An 18,775-nucleotide genomic window follows, 5' to 3' on the forward strand; every position below is an offset into this window, starting at 1 on the left:
CGGATGCACCGGCAGCCGACTCGCCGGAGACTGGGTCGGTGGGTGAGTTGGTCCGGAAGCGGATTCGGGTCGAGGGAATCGTGCAGGGCGTCGGTTTCCGCCCCTTCGTCTATTCGTTGGCGACCCGCCTGGGGCTGACCGGGCATGTCGGCAACGACGTGCACGGCGTGTTCATCGAGGTGGAGGGCGCGGATTCGGTCGTCCAGCGATTCCTGGCCCTGCTCCAAGAACAGGCTCCGCCGCTGGCGGCGGTCGCCCGGGTCTCCGCCACCGACGCCGAGACGGTGGCTGAAGAGGGATTCCGCGTCGTCGATAGCGACGCTGCCGGACCGCGGGCGACCCTCGTCTCCAGCGACAGCGCTACCTGCGCCGACTGCTCGGATGAGATCGCCGACCCCGGTGACCGGCGGTTCGGCTACCCGTTCACCAACTGCACCAACTGCGGGCCGCGCTTCACCATCGTCCGGGATGTGCCGTACGACCGGCCGAACACGACGATGTCGGAATTCGCCTTGTGCGCCAAGTGCGAAGCCGAGTACCGCGATCCGGCGAACCGCCGCTTCCACGCCCAGCCGGTGTGCTGCCCGGACTGCGGTCCGCGGCTGCGGCTGACCGATCGTGGTGGCGTGGCCCGCCGAGGCGATCCCCTGGCGGAAGCGGTGGCGGCCCTGGCGCGCGGCGAGGTGCTGGCCGTGAAGGGACTGGGCGGCTACCACGTGGCCGTGGACGCCACCGATGACGATGCGGCGGCCACGTTGCGCAAGCGGAAGCACCGCGAGGACAAGCCATTCGCGATCATGGTGGCGTCGGTGGAGCAGGCGCGGTCGCTGTGCGCGATCGATGACCTCGAAGAAGCGCTGCTCACGTCGCGTCGCCGGCCGATCGTGCTGCTCGACCGGCTGCCCGGCGCCGCGGTCGCACCGAGCATCGCGCCCGGTACTCGTCAACTGGGCCTCATGCTCCCGTACACCCCGCTGCATCACCTGCTGCTCCGCGGGTTTCCCCGGCCGATCGTGCTCACCAGCGGGAACGTCTCCGACGAGCCGATCGCCTACCGCGACGACGACGCGCTGGAGCGGCTGGGCGAAATCGCCGATGGGTTCCTGATGCACGACCGGCCCATCCACATGCGCACCGATGATTCCGTGGTCCGCGTTGTCAGCGGACGCGAGATGCCGATCCGGCGTTCTCGCGGCTACGTACCGGAACCGCTGACGTTGCCGTGGCCGTTCCCGCAGCCGGTGCTGGCTTGCGGCGCCGAGCTGAAGAACACCTTCGCGGTTGCCAAGGGCGAGCACGTGTTCGTCTCCCACTACATCGGCGATCTGGAGAACTACGAGACGCTGCGGTCCTTCACCGGCGGGATCGCGCATTTCCGACGGCTCTTCGACGTCGAACCGCAGGTCGTGGCCCACGACCTGCACCCCGAGTACCTGTCGACGAAGTTTGCCGCGGAGCTCGACGGCGTCGAGCTGGTGGGCGTGCAGCACCACCACGCGCACATCGCGTCATGCCTGGCGGACAACGGCGAAACCGGCCCGGTGATCGGGGTGGCGTTCGACGGGACCGGTTACGGCACCGACGGCTCGATCTGGGGAGGGGAGTTCCTGGTCGCCGACCTGGCCCGCTTCCGGCGGCTGGGACACCTGGACCCGGTGCCGCTGCCGGGCGGGACAACCGCGATCAAGCAGCCGTGGCGGACCGCCGTCTCCTACCTGGCGGAGGTCGATCACCTGTCCGCGGACCTCGACGTGTTGCGGCGCAACCCGAATTGGACCGAAGTCGCCGCATTGCTGCGGCAGCGCCGGCACGCGCCGCCGACCTCCAGCGCCGGGCGGCTGTTCGACGCCGTGGCGGCGGTCCTCGGGGTGCGGGACGTGATCAACTACGAAGGACAAGCCGCCATCGAGCTCGAACAGCTGGCCGACAGCACCGAAACCGGCGGTTACCCGGTGTCGATCAGCGGCGGGCCCGTGCTGCGGGTGCGCGGCGCGGACCTGGTGCGTTCGGTCGTGACCGACCTTCGGGCCGCGACCCCGGTACCGGTGATCGCCGCACGATTCCACAACGGACTCGCAGCGGCGGTGGTGGATGTCTGCGATCGGCTGCGGGAATCCACCGGGATCGCCGCGGTGGCGCTCTCGGGCGGCGTCTTCCAGAATGCACTGCTGTTGCTGCGCGTCACGACCATGCTGCACCGACGCGGGTTCCGCACCCTGCTGCATTCACAGGTCCCGGCCAACGATGGGGGGATCAGCCTGGGGCAGGCCGCCGTCGCCGGAGCGCTGTGCCGGCAGCGGCGTTAAGCGGTCCTTGAGGTTCCGCTACCCGCACCGCTAAGCAAGCCGTCCTAAAACCACTCCTATTGGTTCGTAGGGCAATTGTGTGATGTCAGGCGGCGTAGCGGACTTCGGGTTTGCCGAAGTAGGAGCGAACTCGGGCCAGGCGACTTGTGGAGTCGGTGGAGGAAGGAGCGGACCGCTTGTTTCGACTCGTCGCGGGTTTTCGGTGCTGTGCCGGTGGACATGGTCCTTTTGAGGTCGGCACCCCGGATCTCGTCGGGGTTGAGCTCCGGGCTGTATCCGGGCAGGAAGTGCATCCCGATCGCCGCAGCGTGATCGTCCACCCACTTGCGGACGGTCTTGCGGCGGTGGACAGGACGACCGTCGACGATCTCCTGGACCGTACGGTCCAGGTGACGGGTCAGACGGTCCAGAAACGGCACGAACACGCCGGCGTTGAACGACCCGGTGTAGACGGTGAAGTACAGCTCGCCCCTTGTTACCGATCGCGCACATGGCGTTCACGCTGAACCGTTTCCCTGGTCTTGCCCACCACCGGTGTCCGGCCGGCCGGTGCCCAGGTTCGGCAGGTTCGGCCCACTGCGGCATCAGAGCGGATCCCGGTCTGGTCCAGCCACGAGATCACCGCGCCCTCGCGGCAAGCGCGAGCAACGATGGCCGGATAGTCCTCCTCCAGCCACCAGCACACGGCCTCGGGGTCCCGCTCGTAGGCCTGCGGACCGGTGTCTGCGGCGACACACCCCAACAGCGCAGATAGTCGCCGACGGTGCGCAAACTCAACACGACGCCGTGCCGCACCCGGATCAACTCGGCCACCGCCCCAGCCGAACGCCGCGGGAGCCGAAATGGGACTGGACCAGCGAGGACACCCGCATGCGCTGCCGGCACACCCCCACCACCCGCCTGTGGTCACCCGAGGACGGCGCAATTTCGCGAGAAATTGCGCCCACCCCGGGTGACGGGCCATCGTCGCGCTTCGTGATCGCCGCAGTGCGTTCGTGCAGGTGGTGGCAATTTCGCGAGAAATTGACCGTCACCCGGGTGAACGTCAATTTCTCGCGAAATTGACCCCACCCTTCGCCCCACCGAAGGAGAACCACCGATGTCCTGGGCCCAGCTCAGCACGTTCGTCCTCTTCACCCTGCTGATCCTCGCCATACTCACCACCCAGCTACCCGCAACAGCCCTCGCGTTCTCGATCCGGCCAGCACGCCGTAGGCGGCGGCGAAGCCGCCTACACGGTCTGGCACCTCATAGCCGACATCGAAGCCGAAACCCGCGACGAAGACACCGGGCGGAACAAGGACACCCCCCAGACCACCGGGATCTCCACAGCCGACCCAGGCGAGCTCGGCGCCCCAGGAGGAGCCCACCGGGCGGCACCTCCTGTGTGCCTGAACGCTTGTGAGTGATCCTTCCGGTTCTTACCGGAAGGATCACTCACGAGACCTGACCTTCCCAGCCGGGCCGGTGCGGCGCCTCCCCCGGCCTCCGCCGCACCAGACCTTCCCCCGGTGACCGGGCGCGAATGCCCCCACGCGCCCGGCCACCGACCGCCCTGCGCTTCAGGAAGAACGACATATTGATCCGGGTGGCAAATGTGTGATGTCAGGCGGCGTAGCGAACTTCGGGTTTGCCGAAGTAGGAGCGAACTCGGTCGGGCAGCTTCTGGAGGCGGTGGAGGAAGGAGCGGACCGCTTGTTTCAACTCGTCGCGGGTTTTCGGGGCTGTGCTGGTGGACATGGTGCGTTTGAGGTCGGCATTGAGTATCTCGTCGGGGTTGAGTTCGGGGCTGTATCCGGGCAGGAAGTGCATCTCGATCGCCTCAGCGTGCTTGGTGATCCATTGCTGGATGGTCTTGCGGCGGTGGACGGGGTGTCCGTCAACGATCAGGTGGACCTTGCGGTCCAGATGGCGGGTCAGCCGGTCCAGGAACCGCAGGAACACCTTGCCGTTGAACGAGCCGGTGTAGACGGTGAAGTACAGCTCGCCTTTGTTCCCGATCGCGCACATGGCGTTCACGCTGAATCGTTTGCCCGTTTTGCCCACCACCGGTGTCTGGCCCGCCGGTGCCCAGGTGCGGGCTACGGTGGCGTCGGAACGGATCCCGGTCTGGTCCAGCCACAGGATCAGTGCGCCCTCGCGGCGGGCGCGGGCGGCGATGGCCGGGTAGTCCTCCTCCAGCCATCGGCGCACCGACTCGGGGTCCTGTTCGTAGGCCTTGCGGATCGGTTTCTGCGGCGACAATCCCCAGGAACGCAGGTAGTTGCCGACGGTGCGCAGGTTCAACACGATGCCGTGGCGCACCCGGATCAGCTCGGCCACTGTCTTGCGGGTCCACACCAGGCCGGTCAGCCCGAACGTGGCCGGGGTGTGCTCGGCCACCGCATACCGCAGCTTGCGCTGCCGGCGGGCACTCAACGCTTTCTGCTCGCCGGGCTTGCGACCCCGGCGACGCCCGGTGAGACCCTTCGAGCCACGTTTCCGCCACGCCTGCACCCATCTGGACACCGACTGCGGGGCCACCGCGAACACCCGGGCCGCCTCGACCTGACTCATCCCACCATGAACAGCAGCGACCACCCTGCGCCGCAAATCCTCCTGCGCCTCAGGCGACAACCTCCGCGCGTCCCGCACACCAGCGATCATGCCAGATCAACGAAGATCACACCTATAAGTTCCCGATCAATAACACCTTCAGGCCGCCCGGACGCGCTCGAAATGCCCCGGCTTCGCCTCGTAAAGACAACTCACGCCGCACGAAGCGAGTAGGTCGATCAGGTCGGCTGCCGGGCGAACCGGCACCACAATGGCGAGCTGGTCGTGCTTGACCCTTCGAACCCTGTTTCCGCCACACCTGCGCCCATCCGGACACCGACTGCGGCGCTACCGCGAACACCAGCGCCGCCTCGACCTGCCTCATCCCACCGTGCACCGCCGCGAACCACCCTGCGCCGCAGATCCTCCTGCACCTCAGGCGATAACCTCCGCGCATCCCGCACACCAGCGATCACGGCAGACCAACGAAGATCACACCATTGAATTTCCCTATCAATAACCGTGCGCCTGTTCACTGAGCCAGTCGTACCACTCGGTGATGCCTTCGCCGGTGGTGACCGAGAGGCGCTGCACCCGGACACCGGGATTGGCCATCGAAGCGGCGTCGATGAAGCCCGCCACGTCGAAGTCGACGTGGGGCAGCAGGTCGATCTTGTTCAGCAGCACCAGATCCGCCGCGCGGAACATGTGCGGGTACTTCAGCGGCTTGTCCGCGCCCTCGGTCACCGAGGCGAGGACGACGCGGGCCTGCTCGCCTAGGTCGAACAGCGCCGGGCACACCAGGTTCCCGACGTTCTCGACGAACAGCACGGAATGGTGCGGAGGCCGCAGCGCGCGCAGTCCGTCGGCCACCATCGTCGCGTCCAGGTGGCAGCCCGTACCGGTGTTGATCTGCACCACCGGGCAGCCGCTGTCCCGCAGCCGAGCCGCGTCGAGGCCGGTCTCCTGGTCACCCTCGACGGCCGCGAGCGGGGCAGCGCCGAACTCGCGCGCGGTTCGGGCCAGCAGGCTCGTCTTGCCGGAACCGGGCGAGCTCATCAGGTTGATCATCGCGATCCCCCTGGCCTGCAGCCAGTTCCGGTTCGCGTCCGCGAGGCCGTCGTTCTTGGCCAGCACCTGCTGCTCCAGGACGATGGTCTTCGATTCCTCGTCGGCGCATCCGCACGTACCGCACATCTATCCCACCTCCACTGCCTTGATCCGCAGTTCCTGTCCGGCGAGCACCGCTATGTCGACGCCGCCGCACGCGCAGCGCGTGATCAGGTCGTCCATGTCGATTTCAAGTCCGCACGAACGGCATTCGCCGCGACCGGCCGGCTCGGTGATGTCCAACCGGGCCGATGCCAGTCGCGTGCCGTCCGCCACCAGCTCGAAGCAGAACCGGATCGCGCCGGGCACCACGCCGGAGAGCCGCCCGACCTCTAGATGCACGCATTTGATGGCCGGCTCCTCGACCGCGTCCAGCACGGCGTCCACGATGCTCTGGGTGATGCCGAGCTCGTGCACGGCTAGCAGATCCGCGGGAGGGGGTCGCCCACCAGCAGATCGACGATGCGGGTGCCGCCGAACGTCGTGTTCAGCAGCACCAGCCCCGGCGGGTCGTCCGCGACGCGTCCGATGAGCGCGGCCTGTTCTCCCAGCGGATGCGCCCGCATCGCCTGCAGCGCTGCCTCGGTCCGAGCACCTGGGATGACTACGACGATGCGTCCCTCGCAAGCCACGTAGAGCGGATCGATCCCCAGCAGCTCCGAGGCGCCCCGCACTTCGGTGCGCACGGGTACCTCCGCTTCGTCCACGACGACTGCTACCTGCGCGGCCCGGGCGATTTCGTTGAGGATCGTCGCAACACCGCCCCTCGTCGCATCGCGGAGCGCCCGGACGTCCGGAACCGCCGCGAGCAGGTCGGCGACGAGCTGGTGGACGGGCGCGGTATCGGAGACCACGTCGGAGTCGATGTCGAGTTCGCCGCGGGCGAGCATCACCGTCACCCCGTGATCGCCGATCGGGCCCGAGACCAGGACGGCATCACCAGGGCGGACCGTGTTGACGCCCAGCCGGTGGTCGGTCCGCATGACGCCGACGCCCGAGGTGTTGATGTAGCAGCCGTCCGCCTTGCCCTTCTCCACGACCTTCGTGTCGCCGGTTACCACCCGCACCCCGGCCGCCAGCGCCGCCTTCGACATCGATTCGACGATGCGGGTCAGGTCGGCGACCGGGAAGCCCTCCTCGATCAGGAAACCGGCCGACAGGTACTGCGGTGTCGCGCCGGAGACGGCGAGGTCGTTTACCGTGCCGTTGACGGCCAGGTCGCCGATGTTCCCGCCGGGAAAGAACAGCGGCGACACCACGAACGAATCCGTGGTGAAAGCCAGCCGGGTTCCGTCCACCGCCAGCTCCGCACCGTCCTCCAGGGGTTCCAGCAATTCGTTGCGGAACGCCTCCAGGAACACGGCCTCGACGAGCGTCTGCGTCGCCTTCCCGCCGGAGCCGTGGGCGAGGGTGATCCGCTCCTCCTTCACCTTCGGCTTGCGGCGGCGGGCCTTCTCGATCCGGTCGAGCACTTGCTGCTCGGGGTCGCGATGCTCGTCGGTCAGCTCCGCTCGGGGTTCCGCGCTCATGTTCGGCTCGCCTCCCTGACGCGTTCCCGGCTGAACCGGCCGAAGTTGTAGTACGCGGCGCAGGCTCCTTCCGGCGAGACCATGCAGGTGCCGATCGGTGTTTCCGGCGTGCAGGCCGTGCCGAACACCTTGCACTCCCACGGTTTGAGGACGCCCTTGAGCACCTCGCCGCACTGGCATGCCTTGGGGTCGGCCACCCGCACCCCGGGCAGGTCGAAGCGCCGTTCGGCGTCGAACCGCGCGTACGCCTCGCGGAGCCGCAGCGCGGAGTGCGAGATGAAACCCAACCCGCGCCACTCGAAGTACGGCCGCAGCTCCATGGTCTTGGCGATCGCTTCCAGCGCGGTCGTGTTGCCCTGCCACGGCACCACGCGGGCGTACTGGTTCTCGACCTCGCAGCGGTTCTCCGCGAGCTGCTTGAGCAGCAGGTAGATCGACTGCATGATGTCCAGCGGTTCGAAGCCCGAGACCACCACGGGCTTGCCGTAGTCGCGGGCGATGAACTCGTACGGCCGGCAGCCGATCACCGTCGACACGTGCCCCGGCCCGAGGAACCCATCCAGGCGCAGGTCGGGGGAGTCCAGGATAGCCTTGATCGCCGGGATGATCGTCACGTGGTTGCCGAAGACGGAGAAGTTCTCCAGACCCTCCTGCTCGGCGCGCAGCAGGGTCATCGCCGTCGACGGGGCAGTGGTCTCGAACCCGATCGCCATGAACACCACGTGCCGGTCCGGTTTCTGCCGGGCGAGCTTCAGCGAGTCCAGCGGCGAGTACACCATGCGGATGTTGGTGTCCTCGGCGTTGGAGTCGAAGAAGTTCCCGTTGCTGCCCGGTACCCGCATCATGTCGCCGAACGAGGTCATGAGCACGTCCGGTTGCCGGGCGATGTGGATGGCGTCGTCGACCCGGCCCATCGGGATCACGCACACCGGACACCCGGGGCCGTGCACCAGGGTGACGTTCGCCGGCAGGTAGTCCTCGATCCCGTGCTTGTAGATGGTGTGGGTGTGGCCGCCGCAGACCTCCATGAACTTGTACTGCCGGCCCGGCACGCAGAGCGCGGCGATCTCGGCCGCCAGCGCCCGCGCCTTGTCCGCGTCCCGGTACTCGTCGACGAATCGCATCCGCCCCCCTTTGAGCGTTTTCCAGTCTCTTTTTGCATAGCGGTGCGGGCAGCGGAATCAGTCATTCGATGCGGGAGTCCTGCAGCGCATCGATCTCGTCGGTGTAGGTCTGCCCCAAGCCCTCCAGGAAATCCAGCACCGCACGCGCTTCGGTCTCGTCTATTGTGGACATTGCGAATCCGACGTGGATCAGGATCCACTCGCCCGGCTCGGGTGGTCTGCCGAGGAGGCTGACGTTGATGTTGCGGCGGACGCCGCTGACTTCGACCTTGGCCAGATCCGGGCGGTCCGGCAGGATCTCGAGGACTTCACCGGGGATCGCGAGGCACATCGGCCGTTCCTCCCGTCCCGTGCAGCGTCAGCAAGGTCATCTCCCACAGCGCGTGGTAGAGCGTGGTCTGCGCTTCCTGGATGCGGTGCACCGAGGCGGACGGCACCACGAAAAGGCGGTCGATGTGCTCGCACTCGGCCATCCGGCCGCCCTTGTCGCCGGCTATCCCGATCGTGAGCAATCCGCGTCGCGCCGCTTCTTCGAACGCCCGCAGCAGGTTCGGCGAGTTCCCGCTGGTGGACAGCCCCACCGCGATGTCGTCGCGGCGGCCGAAGGCGCCGATCTGGCGGGCGAACACCACGTCGAACCCGATGTCGTTGGACAGGGCGGTGACCACCGCGATATCGCTGGTCAACCCGATCGCGGGCAGCGCGGGTGCGGTAGCGCCCGGGTTCAGGAAGAGGCTGGCAAGGTCTTGCGCATCGGTGGAGCTGCCGCCGTTGCCGAAGGTGAGCAGCCGCCCACCGCGGGCGAACCGCTCGGCCATCGCCGACGAACACGCGACGATCTCGTCGCGGTACCCCTGCTTGACCGCCTCGCGCAACTGCATGATCTCGCGCGCCTTGTCCTGCGTGGACTGGCGCACTTCGGCGAGCACCGCATCGACGTCGCCGTCCGATGTCGACAAGAACGGGTACAGCGACTCGACAGCATCGGCACCTGAACTCACGGCGGTCACTCCTCCACGATCGCGATCGACTCACCGGCGTGGACCAGCACCGTGTCACCGGGACGAGCCGGAACCAGGGCGACGCTGACCACTTCTTCACCCGAATCGGTGGCCACGGCGGCGAGTTCGTCGCCCAGCAGCCGCAGCACCCGGACTTCCGTTGCCTCGTCCGAACAGGTCACGCAGGAATCGCCGCGGCAGGTTTCCCCCGGATCTCCGGATGTCATGCGCTCACCCCCTGCTGCAACGCGCCCGGGTGTTCGAAGAACACGTGCACGAGCTCCCACAGCACGTGGTACATGGTCACGTGCGCCTCCTTGACGACCCGCGGATCGACCGCATCGGCGATCAGCACGTGGTCGAGGCCCGCACGGGCGATGCGCCCACCGCCGCCGCCCGCCAGCCCGACGGTCAGCAGGCCTCGATCACGGGCCACGGCCAGGCCGCGCAGGACGTTCCCGCAGTTGCCGTCGGTGGAGATGCCCAGGGCGATGTCCTCCGGGTCGGCCAGGTGCCGGACCTGGTGGGCGAACACCTCGTCCAGCCCTTCGCCGGTGGCCACCCCGGTCACCGTCGCGACGTCCGCGGTCAGCGAGATCGCCGGAAGCGCCTTTTTGCCCACGATCACCGGGTGGACGAACTCGACGGCCACGTGCTGGGCGTCCGTGCTCGGCCCGCCGTTGCCGAACACGATGAGCTTGCCGCCCGCGTGGAACCGGGTGGCCATCGCATGGCATGCGCGGGCGACGCGTTCGGCGTCTCCGACGAGAGTCTGCAGCGGCGGCACCCGTCGTTCGAAGATCTCGTCGACGGCACGAGCAGCTGCTTGTCCGGACCACGGCATCGGGGTCACATCCTCATTCGCGATCGTGCGGCGTACCAACGCTAAGGTCCGTCATGAGCGGCGCACAACTTGATCTGCTTGCCCTGCAATCACATTCGAGAAGCTTTCACGTACCTCGTGATCGCGGGCACCTGCAGCGCGAGAACCACCGCCGCGACCGCGGACAGCACGCCGAGTGCCGCGTAGACGGCCTTGCGCGGCACATGGATGTCATCTTTCATCGACGGTTCCTCCCTCGAAAGCTCGATCAGCCAATAGATCGTCCACAACGGACATGACAGCCTCGATGGCCAGTGCTCGTCCAGCCAAACCAGCGCCACCGGTTTCACCGCAGCCGACCGAGGTGATCCGCACGCACCGGTGTGCCACTGCGGGCTGAAGCTGCGCACCCGAGTGGGCGAACCCCGGCAGATCTGCGATCTCGATCGAACGGACTTCGCCGGCAGCACCGGCGCACAGCAGAACCGCGGCATCGCAATCCTCCAGCGAGCGAAGCAAATCCTGCCACCGGATTCCGAAGTTCGCGACGCGCACGCCTGGCGGAAGGTCCGACCTGCGCAGGTCTTCGGTGATCCGATGCGCTCGGCCTCCGCCGGAGCTGAAAATGTCGCCGACCCCCGCGACCAGGACCCGGCGCGCGCTTCCGCCGGGGAGCAGTTCGAGTTCTTCGGGGGAGAAGAAGAACCGGTGACCGAGCTGGCTCATCGGTCCGAGATCCACCGCGGTGTCACCGAGGAGCGACACGATCACGTAGACCCGGCCGTCCGCACCGTGCTCGACGCCTTCGACCTCGGCGAGCCTGCCCGCGAGAGCGATGTCCACGATGTCGGCGCGACGTGTTGGCCGCAGGCGCACCCGCATTCCGCTGGTCGGTACCGAATCCGCGCCCGGGCTCACGAAACGTCCTGTTCGGTGCGCGCCAGCAGCGCGCTGATCGTCTCGTCCCACGTGCCGAGGGCCCGCGCACGCCGGTAGTCGTGCAGCCGCGAGAAGCTGTCCTCGGACATCCGCACCCATCGGGTTCCGCCGAGCGCCTCGTGCCACAGGCCCGCCGCCAGATCGAAGGTCGTGTCCTGGGACCAGTCGATCTGCGCGGTCCGCAACCGCTCGTCCGGACCTAGGTGGAAGATCGTGCCGCTGAACAGAAAATCCAGCGGCACGGCAGCATCGCGCACCGCGTGGAAATACTTGGCGACCGCGAGTTCGACATCGTCGGTGCAGACGAGCTGCAACGGCACCACGACGTCGTCGTCGAACGGTCCGACGACGGTGGTCAGGCGCGCCCAGGGCAGCGGGCGCATCGTGGTCGCCCACCGCTCGGGAACGCCGAAGAGCTCCACGAGCTCGTCCTGCTCCGCGGCGCGGTAGCGGCGGCGGGCCGCAGCGATGCGGATCGCCGTGGTGAGGTTGATGGACCGGACGGAGCCGCCTCCGACCCGACGCACGTGGAGCTCGAAACTCAGTGCGGGCACTGCGGCCATGCGCACCGGTTCCGCCCCGGTGACGGCGAAGGCCAGTTCCGGCATGGCGCTGGGCAACCCCGCGGTCATGCTGGCGAGAGGTTTGGCATCGACGACAGGATGGGGTTGTGCCGCTTTGCGCCGATCCCGGTGGACCGGCGGGCCGTCGACGTCCCATCCGGGTGGTGTCCGGGCTGGCGTTGGTAGTGCCCGACCTGGTTGCCCTGCTCAACGCCCGGGACGTGCGCGGGAGTGTCGCGGTGCACTTGTGGTTTGCCGACCTTGATCACGTTTCCTCCTCAGGCTCTGCCCTGGTGCAGGTTCGCGAAGAACTCGGCGACCTGTCGCCAGACCTCGTCGCCGCCGCTGAAACCACGCCAATGCGTGCGCAGGAGCGCAACCAGCCGGTAGCACTCGTCCAGCGGCAGCAGCCACGCCACCGGCCCACTACTGAGCCGATCGATCAACAGCGCCTCGACGTCGCTTTCCAGCGTGGGCAGCTCGGGGTTCGCTTCGACCAACGACCGCCAGCTGCCCGGATCGACGGAGGCGTGCATGGTGCCGACCGGGTTGGGGTAGAACGCGGTGACGCGATCACTTTCGGCGTTGTGCACGAAGAACGCCAACCCGACTGGGATGCCGAACTGGGCCCACCCCACGTCGTCGAGTACGAACTCGGGTAGCGGTCGCGGTCGTGAGCGGATGCGGCGGTAGTGCCCGCCGCCGGCGGCGTGGTGATCGAACAGCACGCTGCACGCAGGACAGCTGCACGACAGGGCGCGGGTGGCGGTGTTGAGCAGGTGGCTGTGCTGGTCGGGCAGCTCGTCGGAGCAGAGATCGCAGCGCTCGGCGGGCCCGGCCCTCGGCGCGGGCCTGCGGTGGGCGAGCTGCCGCAACGTCGAAGGCATCGTGCTCACCTCTCCCCGGCCAGTCGCCCGGTCGCGAACAGGTCCTCGACGGGAATGACGGTGGACCCCTGCGGCGCGGCGGCGTCGATCTCCACGCTTTCGAGTTCCGGTGCTGCCGCCAACACCGCCTCTTCTACGGAGGTGCGCATCCGCGCCGCCGTGGACTGGCAGCCGCGAACCGCCACGCGGATTCGGGCAACGCCGTCCTGCACGTCGAGCAGATCGAGGGAACCGGGTTCGAAAGCGTCCTCCACCTCGGCCAGCGCGGTGCCGATCCGGCCCTCGATGCCGACCGGATGCAGGTCGTGCACCAGCAGCAGGTGTGAGACCAGTTCGTCGCGGGCGACGTCGGCGAGGACTTCGGGGTGCCCGGCCTGCTCGATGTGCCGCAGCAACCGCGCCAGGCATTCCCCGTACAGACCGACGACTGCCTGCACGGCCTCGATCGCATGCGTGCCCGCGACCGGTTCCACCCCGGACCCCAGGTCGGAGAGCAACGTCTCGGCGCGCACGATCTCGTCGCGGACCTGATCGGCGTCCCAAGGCATCGTCAGGAGCCCGCGCCGAACATCGGCGAGTGCGTTCGTTCGAGCACCCGCCCGCCACCCAGGTACATGTGCACACCGCAAGGTAGGCACGGGTCGAAGCTGCGCACGGTCCGCATGATGTCGATGCCTTTGAAGTCGTCGCGCCCGTTCTCCTCGAAGATCGGTTGGCCCTGCACGGCGTCCTCGTACGGGCCAGGTGTGCCGTAGCTGTCGCGCGGGCTCGCGTTCCACGGCGTCGGCGGGTACGGGTGGTAGTTCGCGATCTTGCCGTCCCGGATCACCAAGTGGTGCGACAGCACGCCGCGGACCGCTTCGTGGAAGCCGACGCCGATCGCCTCGTCGGGCACGTTGAAGTCCTCGAACACCTTGGTGTTGCCAGACCGCACTTCGGCCAGCGCGCGGTCCAGGAAGTACTGCGCCATCCCGGCGGCGTAGGCGACGAAGTACATCCGCGCCCGGTTGCGCTCCAACGTGTTTGGGAACTGCGGCGGGCGCCATTCCAGCTGCATGTCCGGCAGCGACTGCCCCTTCGCCAGGTCGATCTGCACGCTGTGCCCCGTGGAGCGCACGTAAGGCGTGTTGACGCGCCCGGCGAGCGCGGTGGCCCACAGCCGCGCGATCGGACCGCCGCCGGTGTCCAGCGCGAGGTGGTCGCCGGAACGCTTGTCGAACCAGCGCGGACTCATCACCCAGCTGTACTTCCCGCCGTCGAGATCGCGTTTCTGTGGCTGGGGGACCGTCGTCTGGTTCCAGGGGTGGCGCTGGTCGACCGGGTTCCCCAGCGGGTCCCGGTCCACGAACGTCTGCTCGTTCGCCCAGTCCTCGTAGTAGGAGCTGCCCAGCAGGATGCGCATGCCCAGGTTGATGTCGACCAGATCGGTGGTCAGCAGTTCGTTGTCGACCACGATCCCCGGGGTCACGAACATCGCGCGTCCCCACTCGCTCATGTTCCGGTAGTCGTAGTCGACCACTTCGGGATCCTGGAAGCACCCCCAACAGCCAAGCAAGGTGCGGCGCCGGCCGACCTCCTCGTAGCCGGGCAGGGCTTCGTAGAAGAAGTCGAACACGTCGTCGTTCATCGCGACCGCGCGCTTGATGAAGTCCAGCACCCGCACCAGCCGCACCTGGTAGTCGGTGAACAGCTGCGGGGTGGCGACCGTGCCGACCCCACCCGGGTAAAGCGTCGACGGGTGCACGTGCCGCCCTTCCATCAGGCAGCACATCTCGCGCGTCACGCGCGACATCTCCAGCGCGGCCTTGTAGGTCTCGCCTTCGAAGGGGTTGAACGACCGCATGATGTCGGCGATCGTGCGGTGGCCGTGGACGTTCCCGCGCGGCGCATCGGTCTGCTCGGCTCGCTTGAGCAGCGACGGGTTGGTCTCCGACACCATCTTCTCGCAGTAGTCGACGAAGACCATGTTGTCCTGGAAGATCGTGTGGTCGAACATGAACTCCGCGGCCTCGCCGAGGTTGATGATCCACTCGCCCAGCGGTGGGGTCTTGACTCCGTAGGCCATGTTCTGCGCGTAGATCGAGCACACCGCGTGGTTGTCCCCGCAGATCCCGCAGATCCGGCTGGTGATGAAGTGGGCGTCGCGCGGGTCCTTGCCCTTCATGAACACGCTGTACCCGCGGAACAGCGATGAGGTGCTGCGGCACTCGACGACCTCGCTGTTGTCGAAGTCCACTTTGGTGTAGATGCCGAGATTGCCGATGATCCGGGTGATCGGATCGAACTCCACCTCGACGAGGTTCCGCTGTTGCGCGCTCATTGCCGCTGCTACCTCCACCTCTGTTACCGCGGCTGGAAGCCGCTGGTCAGTTCGGCCCGGTTGTGCCGCCACTTCGGTTCTCGGTTCGCACTGTGGTTGGTGATGCTCCGCAAGGTTCGGACCAGCGGCCCGTACGCCCGCAGCAGGCCAGACGAGAAGCTGCCGCCGGGCGGCTCATCCATGAACGGCATGAACTTGTCCGGGAATCCCGGCATCGTGCAGCCGATGCAGATCCCGCCCACGTTGGGGCAGCCGCCGATGCCGTCCATCCAGCCTCGTTTGGTGACGTTGCAGTTGACCACCGGTCCCCAGCAGCCGATCTTCACCTGGCACTTCGGCGAGTTGTAGTCGAGAGCGAAGTCGGCCTGCTCGTAGTAGCCGGCGCGGTCGCAGCCCTCGTGGACGGTCTTGCCGAACAGCCACGTCGGACGCAGTTGCTCGTCCAGCGGGATGGTCGGCGCCAGCCCGGCGGCCTGGTGCAGCAACCACAGCAAGGTCTCCATGAAGTTGTCCGGTTGCACCGGGCAGCCGGGCACGTTGACGATCGGCAGCCCACCGGCGGAGCGAAAGTCCGCCCCGAGGTAGTCGGCCAGGCCCATGCACCCAGTCGGATTGCCGGCCATGGCGTGGATACCGCCGTAGGTCGCGCAGGTGCCCGCCGCCAGCACCGCCCACGCCTTGGGCGCGAGCCGGTCGAGCCACTCGTTGAGGGTGCGCGGCTCCCCGGTCTCGGGGTCGTTTCCCATGGACGTCCAGTAACCGTCGCCGTTGATCCGCTCGTTGGGGATGGAGCCCTCCACGACCAGGATGAACGGGCCAAGCTCGTCGCGGTCGGCCTGGTGGAACGCGGCCATGAAGTCCGCGCCGGTCTCGTAGGCCAGCACCTTGTTGTGCAGGTGCACCTTCGGTATTCCCGGGACCGTGCCCAGCACCACGTCCTCGATGCTGGGCAGCGTCGCGTTGGTCACCGACACGGTGTCGCCATCGCAGCTCATGCCCTCGGAGGTCCACAGGATGTGGACCTCGTCTATGTTCGACGGCGTCGACACAGCACTCATATGCCACTCCGGATCTCCGGTTTCCGCCAACCACTTCGCAACGTCGGCTCCCCCTGACGGCCGACCGTGGCGGCGAGGCCCGCCGCCACCGTAAGTCCATCTGCCCGGCGCAGCACCAGGATCATGCGTTACCCGCTGGTTCGGGTTCCGGCGTCGATCGCGTCGGCGACCAGGTTCCGCACGGTTCTCTCGGCTGATCCGACGGATTCGGCCACCCGTTCGGTGAGTCCCCACCGGCACGAGCAGTCCGCGGGTTCGCACCCGACGACCAGGACGCGGCCCAGCGGCACGCCGAAGCCCTTGCAGCAGGCGAGGACCGCATCCGGGTTCATGCCGTGGCTGTCCACGCCGGCGGCGGGCTCGATCGCCGCCAGGTCCGGTTCGATGACCGAGACGGTTCCGGGTTCCTCGCCGCGCGCCACCGCGTCGACGAGGATCAGCAGGTCGTACCGGTCCATGAGTTCGTACGCCAGGTGCATGCCGCGGATTCCGAAGTCCGCGACCCGAGCGCCCTCCGGTGGTTCGCTGGCCAGCCGGTCGGCGACCGCGACGCCGAAACCGTCGTCGCCGAGGAACACGTTTCCCACCCCTGCGATCAGGATCCGCGGCCCCGTCATCGACGGCCGTCCGGGTAGCGCATGGTGCCGTGCAACCGGGAGAGCTGCTCCGCGGAGAGCCGCTCCGCGCGATCGATGATCTCCGCGGCCTTGGGATCGGTTTCCCGGGCCTCGCGCTTCTCGTCGTCGGTGAGCGTCATCGTGCGCAGCATGAGGATTTCGTCGATCTCCGTGGCATCGAACAGATCTCCCGGGCTCTGCGGAGCGATCGCCGGGTAGTCGTAGAGGATGATCGGCGCGGACAACACCACGTCTCGTCGCCCCTGCTCCCCGACGAGCACCGGCCAGGTGTGCTCGTTGCGGCACGCTTGCGCGGCCTCGCGAACGCCTTCGGGTGGATCCAGCAGCGAGATGAAATGCCCGCCGCGCACCGCAAGCACGGTGTGCGCCGAAACCAGCGAGCTCCGCAGCATGCCTTCGCGCTGCGAACGGGGGTTCCGCTGCGTCCGGTTCTCGACCACGACCGCCAGGCGTTGCAAACCTCCCCCGATCGAAGTCGTGCGGATGCCGATCGTCCCGCGCAGGGGCAGCCAGCGTTCGCGCTCGTTCTCGCCGCCCGGCAGTTCGAACGGGATATCCGCTGCGACGTCGTGTCGATCGAGTTCGACCGTCGCAACGATCTCGCGCAGGCCGCCTTCGTCCCAATCGGGTTCAGCCTTGCGAGTGCGCAATTGCAGGCAGCGCACCAGCACTTCGAGTTCCGCGCCCGGCTGCGCGACGAGCAAGCACTCCGTGCGGGCGAACGATGGTTCGGATTCCTCGCCGTGCGGTGCCAGCACGCCGAACTGCCAGCGCATCCGGTTCTTCAATGCCGAAGCCCGGTAGGGGTACAGCAGATATCCTTCGAACAGAACGGCGTCGGCCACCGCGCGTGCGTCGTCTAGGCTCACTGGTCCACTCCGTCGGTCGGGAATTCGGAACTGGACCGGAGTGTCAACCGAGATGGGCGGCGAAGCACCTCCGGAGCACCACGACCGCGTCATGCGTCCCGTCGTCCAGCGCCTGCAGAGCTCGCCGTCGATCCGGCGCCACAGGCGAACTGGGCACCCGACTCCGTCTTGCACGTCCTGTTCATCGCCTACCTCGCGCGGGCTAACGGCTGGTTGCTGTCAAATCGCTCAGGGCTGGTCGGTGAGGTTCAGCGAGGCAAGCGTGTTCTCACGGTCGCGGATGAGGTCGGCGACCGTGGCCGGGCGGAACCAGTTCAGCAACTCGGCCAGAGCCTGCTGTTCATGCGGCGTCACCGAGATCTCATCCTTGACCAGGCTGGCGCAGAGATTGTTGAGCATGATCGCTTGCTCCCCGGCGAAGCCCAGGGTGCGGTTGCTTTCGAGATCGTGTGGTGACAGCCGGCCTGCGAAGCGCTCAAGCAGCTGCTGAGATTTAGTGTTGAGCCAGTTCAGGTCGGCGGTGGTGACCCTCGTGGTTGATCGGCAACCTGGAGCGAAGCCAATGTCTGATCGCGGTTGTTGATGTAGTCGTAATCGCTGGCGTCGGTTGGCACCATGCCGAGGAGCTGGGTGCAACGTGTCTTTCTCCGCAGGTGTCACTTCGGTGTGGCGGTTGACCAGCATCTTGCAGATCTCGTTGAGCAACGAGGTCGACTCGCCCGCTTCGCCCAGCGCCCGGTACGAGGGCAGCCGACGCTTCGGGAGCCGGTCGGTGAGTTGTTCCAGCAGCTCGCGTGCACCCTCGTTCAGCTTGGCGGCATCCATCGTCGTCCTGTCTCCGCTCCCTTGCTAGCGGCAGTCGTGATCACCCCGACGTGCACCGCGATGGCCTTTCGCTGCTGCGATGTCGTGCGCCCTCATGCAAATGTCGCAGCCGGCGGTTCGTCGGTGGGGGGTGGCGATTTCGCGCGAAATCGCCATTTTCCACGCCTGGCGGGTGGCGATTTCGCGCGAAATCGCCACCTGGCGCCCAACCGGGCATCGCGGGCCGCCTTCATCTGCACAGATCAAGT

24 protein-coding genes are annotated in these 18,775 nt (G+C 67.4%); 1 reads left to right on the top strand and 23 read right to left on the bottom strand.

The window, feature by feature from the left end; all coding sequences use genetic code 11:
* Nucleotides 1–38: 38 nt before the first annotated feature.
* Nucleotides 39–2,306 carry a carbamoyltransferase HypF gene (hypF, locus tag ACRXBZ_RS36840; protein WP_433883014.1) on the top strand — a complete coding sequence of 756 codons (2,268 nt, stop codon included), beginning with the start codon at nucleotides 39–41 and terminating at the stop codon, nucleotides 2,304–2,306.
* Nucleotides 2,307–2,362: 56 nt separating this feature from the next.
* On the opposite strand, the gene ACRXBZ_RS36845 is transcribed toward hypF, so the two are convergent.
* The 23 genes from ACRXBZ_RS36845 to ACRXBZ_RS36955 form a co-directional block, all read right to left on the bottom strand.
* Nucleotides 2,363–2,770, bottom strand: a complete 408-nt coding sequence (locus ACRXBZ_RS36845; protein ID WP_433884088.1) for a transposase — start codon at nucleotides 2,768–2,770, stop codon at nucleotides 2,363–2,365.
* 154 nt (nucleotides 2,771–2,924) lie between these two features.
* Entirely contained in the window at nucleotides 2,925–3,191 is a 267-nt protein-coding gene (locus ACRXBZ_RS36850) for a winged helix-turn-helix domain-containing protein (RefSeq protein ID WP_433883015.1), read from the bottom strand.
* A 272-nt stretch (nucleotides 3,192–3,463) separates the two neighbouring features.
* Nucleotides 3,464–3,676: a hypothetical protein gene (locus ACRXBZ_RS36855; protein WP_433883016.1), complete on the bottom strand. Its 213-nt coding sequence runs from the start codon at nucleotides 3,674–3,676 to the stop codon at nucleotides 3,464–3,466.
* Between the two features lie 235 nt (nucleotides 3,677–3,911).
* Entirely contained in the window at nucleotides 3,912–4,952 is a 1,041-nt protein-coding gene (locus ACRXBZ_RS36860; protein WP_433881693.1) for an IS630 family transposase, read from the bottom strand.
* A 402-nt stretch (nucleotides 4,953–5,354) separates the two neighbouring features.
* Nucleotides 5,355–6,038, bottom strand: a complete 684-nt coding sequence (gene hypB / locus ACRXBZ_RS36865; protein ID WP_433883017.1) for a hydrogenase nickel incorporation protein HypB — start codon at nucleotides 6,036–6,038, stop codon at nucleotides 5,355–5,357.
* Nucleotides 6,039–6,368, bottom strand: coding sequence for a hydrogenase maturation nickel metallochaperone HypA/HybF (locus ACRXBZ_RS36870; RefSeq protein ID WP_433883018.1), 330 nt, complete (start codon nucleotides 6,366–6,368; stop codon nucleotides 6,039–6,041).
* Between the two features lie 2 nt (nucleotides 6,369–6,370).
* Nucleotides 6,371–7,480 (bottom strand): hydrogenase expression/formation protein HypE, encoded by a 1,110-nt coding sequence (gene hypE, locus ACRXBZ_RS36875; RefSeq protein WP_433883019.1) that lies wholly within the window; start codon nucleotides 7,478–7,480, stop codon nucleotides 6,371–6,373.
* Nucleotides 7,477–8,604 carry a hydrogenase formation protein HypD gene (hypD, locus tag ACRXBZ_RS36880; protein ID WP_433883020.1) on the bottom strand — a complete coding sequence of 376 codons (1,128 nt, stop codon included), beginning with the start codon at nucleotides 8,602–8,604 and terminating at the stop codon, nucleotides 7,477–7,479. The genes hypE and hypD overlap by 4 nt, the downstream gene beginning before the upstream one ends.
* A gap of 61 nt (nucleotides 8,605–8,665) precedes the next feature.
* A complete protein-coding gene (locus tag ACRXBZ_RS36885; RefSeq protein WP_168588107.1) occupies nucleotides 8,666–8,935 on the bottom strand; it encodes a HypC/HybG/HupF family hydrogenase formation chaperone in 270 nt (89 codons plus the stop codon).
* Complete coding sequence (locus tag ACRXBZ_RS36890) at nucleotides 8,913–9,614, bottom strand: D-sedoheptulose-7-phosphate isomerase (protein WP_168588108.1); 702 nt, start codon at nucleotides 9,612–9,614, stop codon at nucleotides 8,913–8,915. The genes ACRXBZ_RS36885 and ACRXBZ_RS36890 overlap by 23 nt, the downstream gene beginning before the upstream one ends.
* Nucleotides 9,611–9,832, bottom strand: a complete 222-nt coding sequence (locus ACRXBZ_RS36895) for a HypC/HybG/HupF family hydrogenase formation chaperone (protein WP_168588109.1) — start codon at nucleotides 9,830–9,832, stop codon at nucleotides 9,611–9,613. The genes ACRXBZ_RS36890 and ACRXBZ_RS36895 overlap by 4 nt, the downstream gene beginning before the upstream one ends.
* Nucleotides 9,829–10,449: a D-sedoheptulose-7-phosphate isomerase gene (locus ACRXBZ_RS36900; protein WP_168588110.1), complete on the bottom strand. Its 621-nt coding sequence runs from the start codon at nucleotides 10,447–10,449 to the stop codon at nucleotides 9,829–9,831. The genes ACRXBZ_RS36895 and ACRXBZ_RS36900 overlap by 4 nt, the downstream gene beginning before the upstream one ends.
* A gap of 89 nt (nucleotides 10,450–10,538) precedes the next feature.
* Nucleotides 10,539–10,670: a hypothetical protein gene (locus tag ACRXBZ_RS36905; protein ID WP_256413574.1), complete on the bottom strand. Its 132-nt coding sequence runs from the start codon at nucleotides 10,668–10,670 to the stop codon at nucleotides 10,539–10,541.
* Nucleotides 10,660–11,346 carry a hypothetical protein gene (locus ACRXBZ_RS36910; protein ID WP_433883021.1) on the bottom strand — a complete coding sequence of 229 codons (687 nt, stop codon included), beginning with the start codon at nucleotides 11,344–11,346 and terminating at the stop codon, nucleotides 10,660–10,662. The genes ACRXBZ_RS36905 and ACRXBZ_RS36910 overlap by 11 nt, the downstream gene beginning before the upstream one ends.
* Nucleotides 11,343–11,999, bottom strand: a complete 657-nt coding sequence (locus ACRXBZ_RS36915) for a DUF6084 family protein (protein WP_246868447.1) — start codon at nucleotides 11,997–11,999, stop codon at nucleotides 11,343–11,345. Before ACRXBZ_RS36915 ends, ACRXBZ_RS36910 begins: the two co-directional genes overlap by 4 nt.
* Nucleotides 11,996–12,199: a hypothetical protein gene (locus ACRXBZ_RS36920; protein ID WP_433883022.1), complete on the bottom strand. Its 204-nt coding sequence runs from the start codon at nucleotides 12,197–12,199 to the stop codon at nucleotides 11,996–11,998. The genes ACRXBZ_RS36915 and ACRXBZ_RS36920 overlap by 4 nt, the downstream gene beginning before the upstream one ends.
* Nucleotides 12,200–12,208: 9 nt before the next feature.
* Nucleotides 12,209–12,817, bottom strand: coding sequence for a DUF5947 family protein (locus tag ACRXBZ_RS36925; protein WP_433883023.1), 609 nt, complete (start codon nucleotides 12,815–12,817; stop codon nucleotides 12,209–12,211).
* Between the two features lie 5 nt (nucleotides 12,818–12,822).
* Nucleotides 12,823–13,365 (bottom strand): NifU-related iron-sulfur-binding protein, encoded by a 543-nt coding sequence (locus ACRXBZ_RS36930; protein WP_433883024.1) that lies wholly within the window; start codon nucleotides 13,363–13,365, stop codon nucleotides 12,823–12,825.
* A gap of 2 nt (nucleotides 13,366–13,367) precedes the next feature.
* A complete protein-coding gene (locus ACRXBZ_RS36935; protein WP_433883025.1) occupies nucleotides 13,368–15,137 on the bottom strand; it encodes a nickel-dependent hydrogenase large subunit in 1,770 nt (589 codons plus the stop codon).
* Nucleotides 15,138–15,160: 23 nt separating this feature from the next.
* Nucleotides 15,161–16,195: an NADH-quinone oxidoreductase subunit B family protein gene (locus ACRXBZ_RS36940; protein ID WP_168588116.1), complete on the bottom strand. Its 1,035-nt coding sequence runs from the start codon at nucleotides 16,193–16,195 to the stop codon at nucleotides 15,161–15,163.
* 128 nt (nucleotides 16,196–16,323) lie between these two features.
* On the bottom strand, nucleotides 16,324–16,812 hold the full coding sequence (locus ACRXBZ_RS36945; protein WP_168588117.1) for a hydrogenase maturation protease: 489 nt from the start codon (nucleotides 16,810–16,812) through the stop codon (nucleotides 16,324–16,326).
* Nucleotides 16,809–17,702 (bottom strand): hypothetical protein, encoded by an 894-nt coding sequence (locus ACRXBZ_RS36950; protein WP_433883026.1) that lies wholly within the window; start codon nucleotides 17,700–17,702, stop codon nucleotides 16,809–16,811. The genes ACRXBZ_RS36945 and ACRXBZ_RS36950 overlap by 4 nt, the downstream gene beginning before the upstream one ends.
* Nucleotides 17,703–17,930: 228 nt before the next feature.
* Nucleotides 17,931–18,527: a hypothetical protein gene (locus ACRXBZ_RS36955; protein WP_433883027.1), complete on the bottom strand. Its 597-nt coding sequence runs from the start codon at nucleotides 18,525–18,527 to the stop codon at nucleotides 17,931–17,933.
* Between the last annotated feature and the right edge of the window lie 248 nt (nucleotides 18,528–18,775).

The organism is Saccharopolyspora hattusasensis, from assembly GCF_050972075.1.
GTDB classification, from domain to species: Bacteria; Actinomycetota; Actinomycetes; order Mycobacteriales; family Pseudonocardiaceae; genus Saccharopolyspora; species Saccharopolyspora hattusasensis.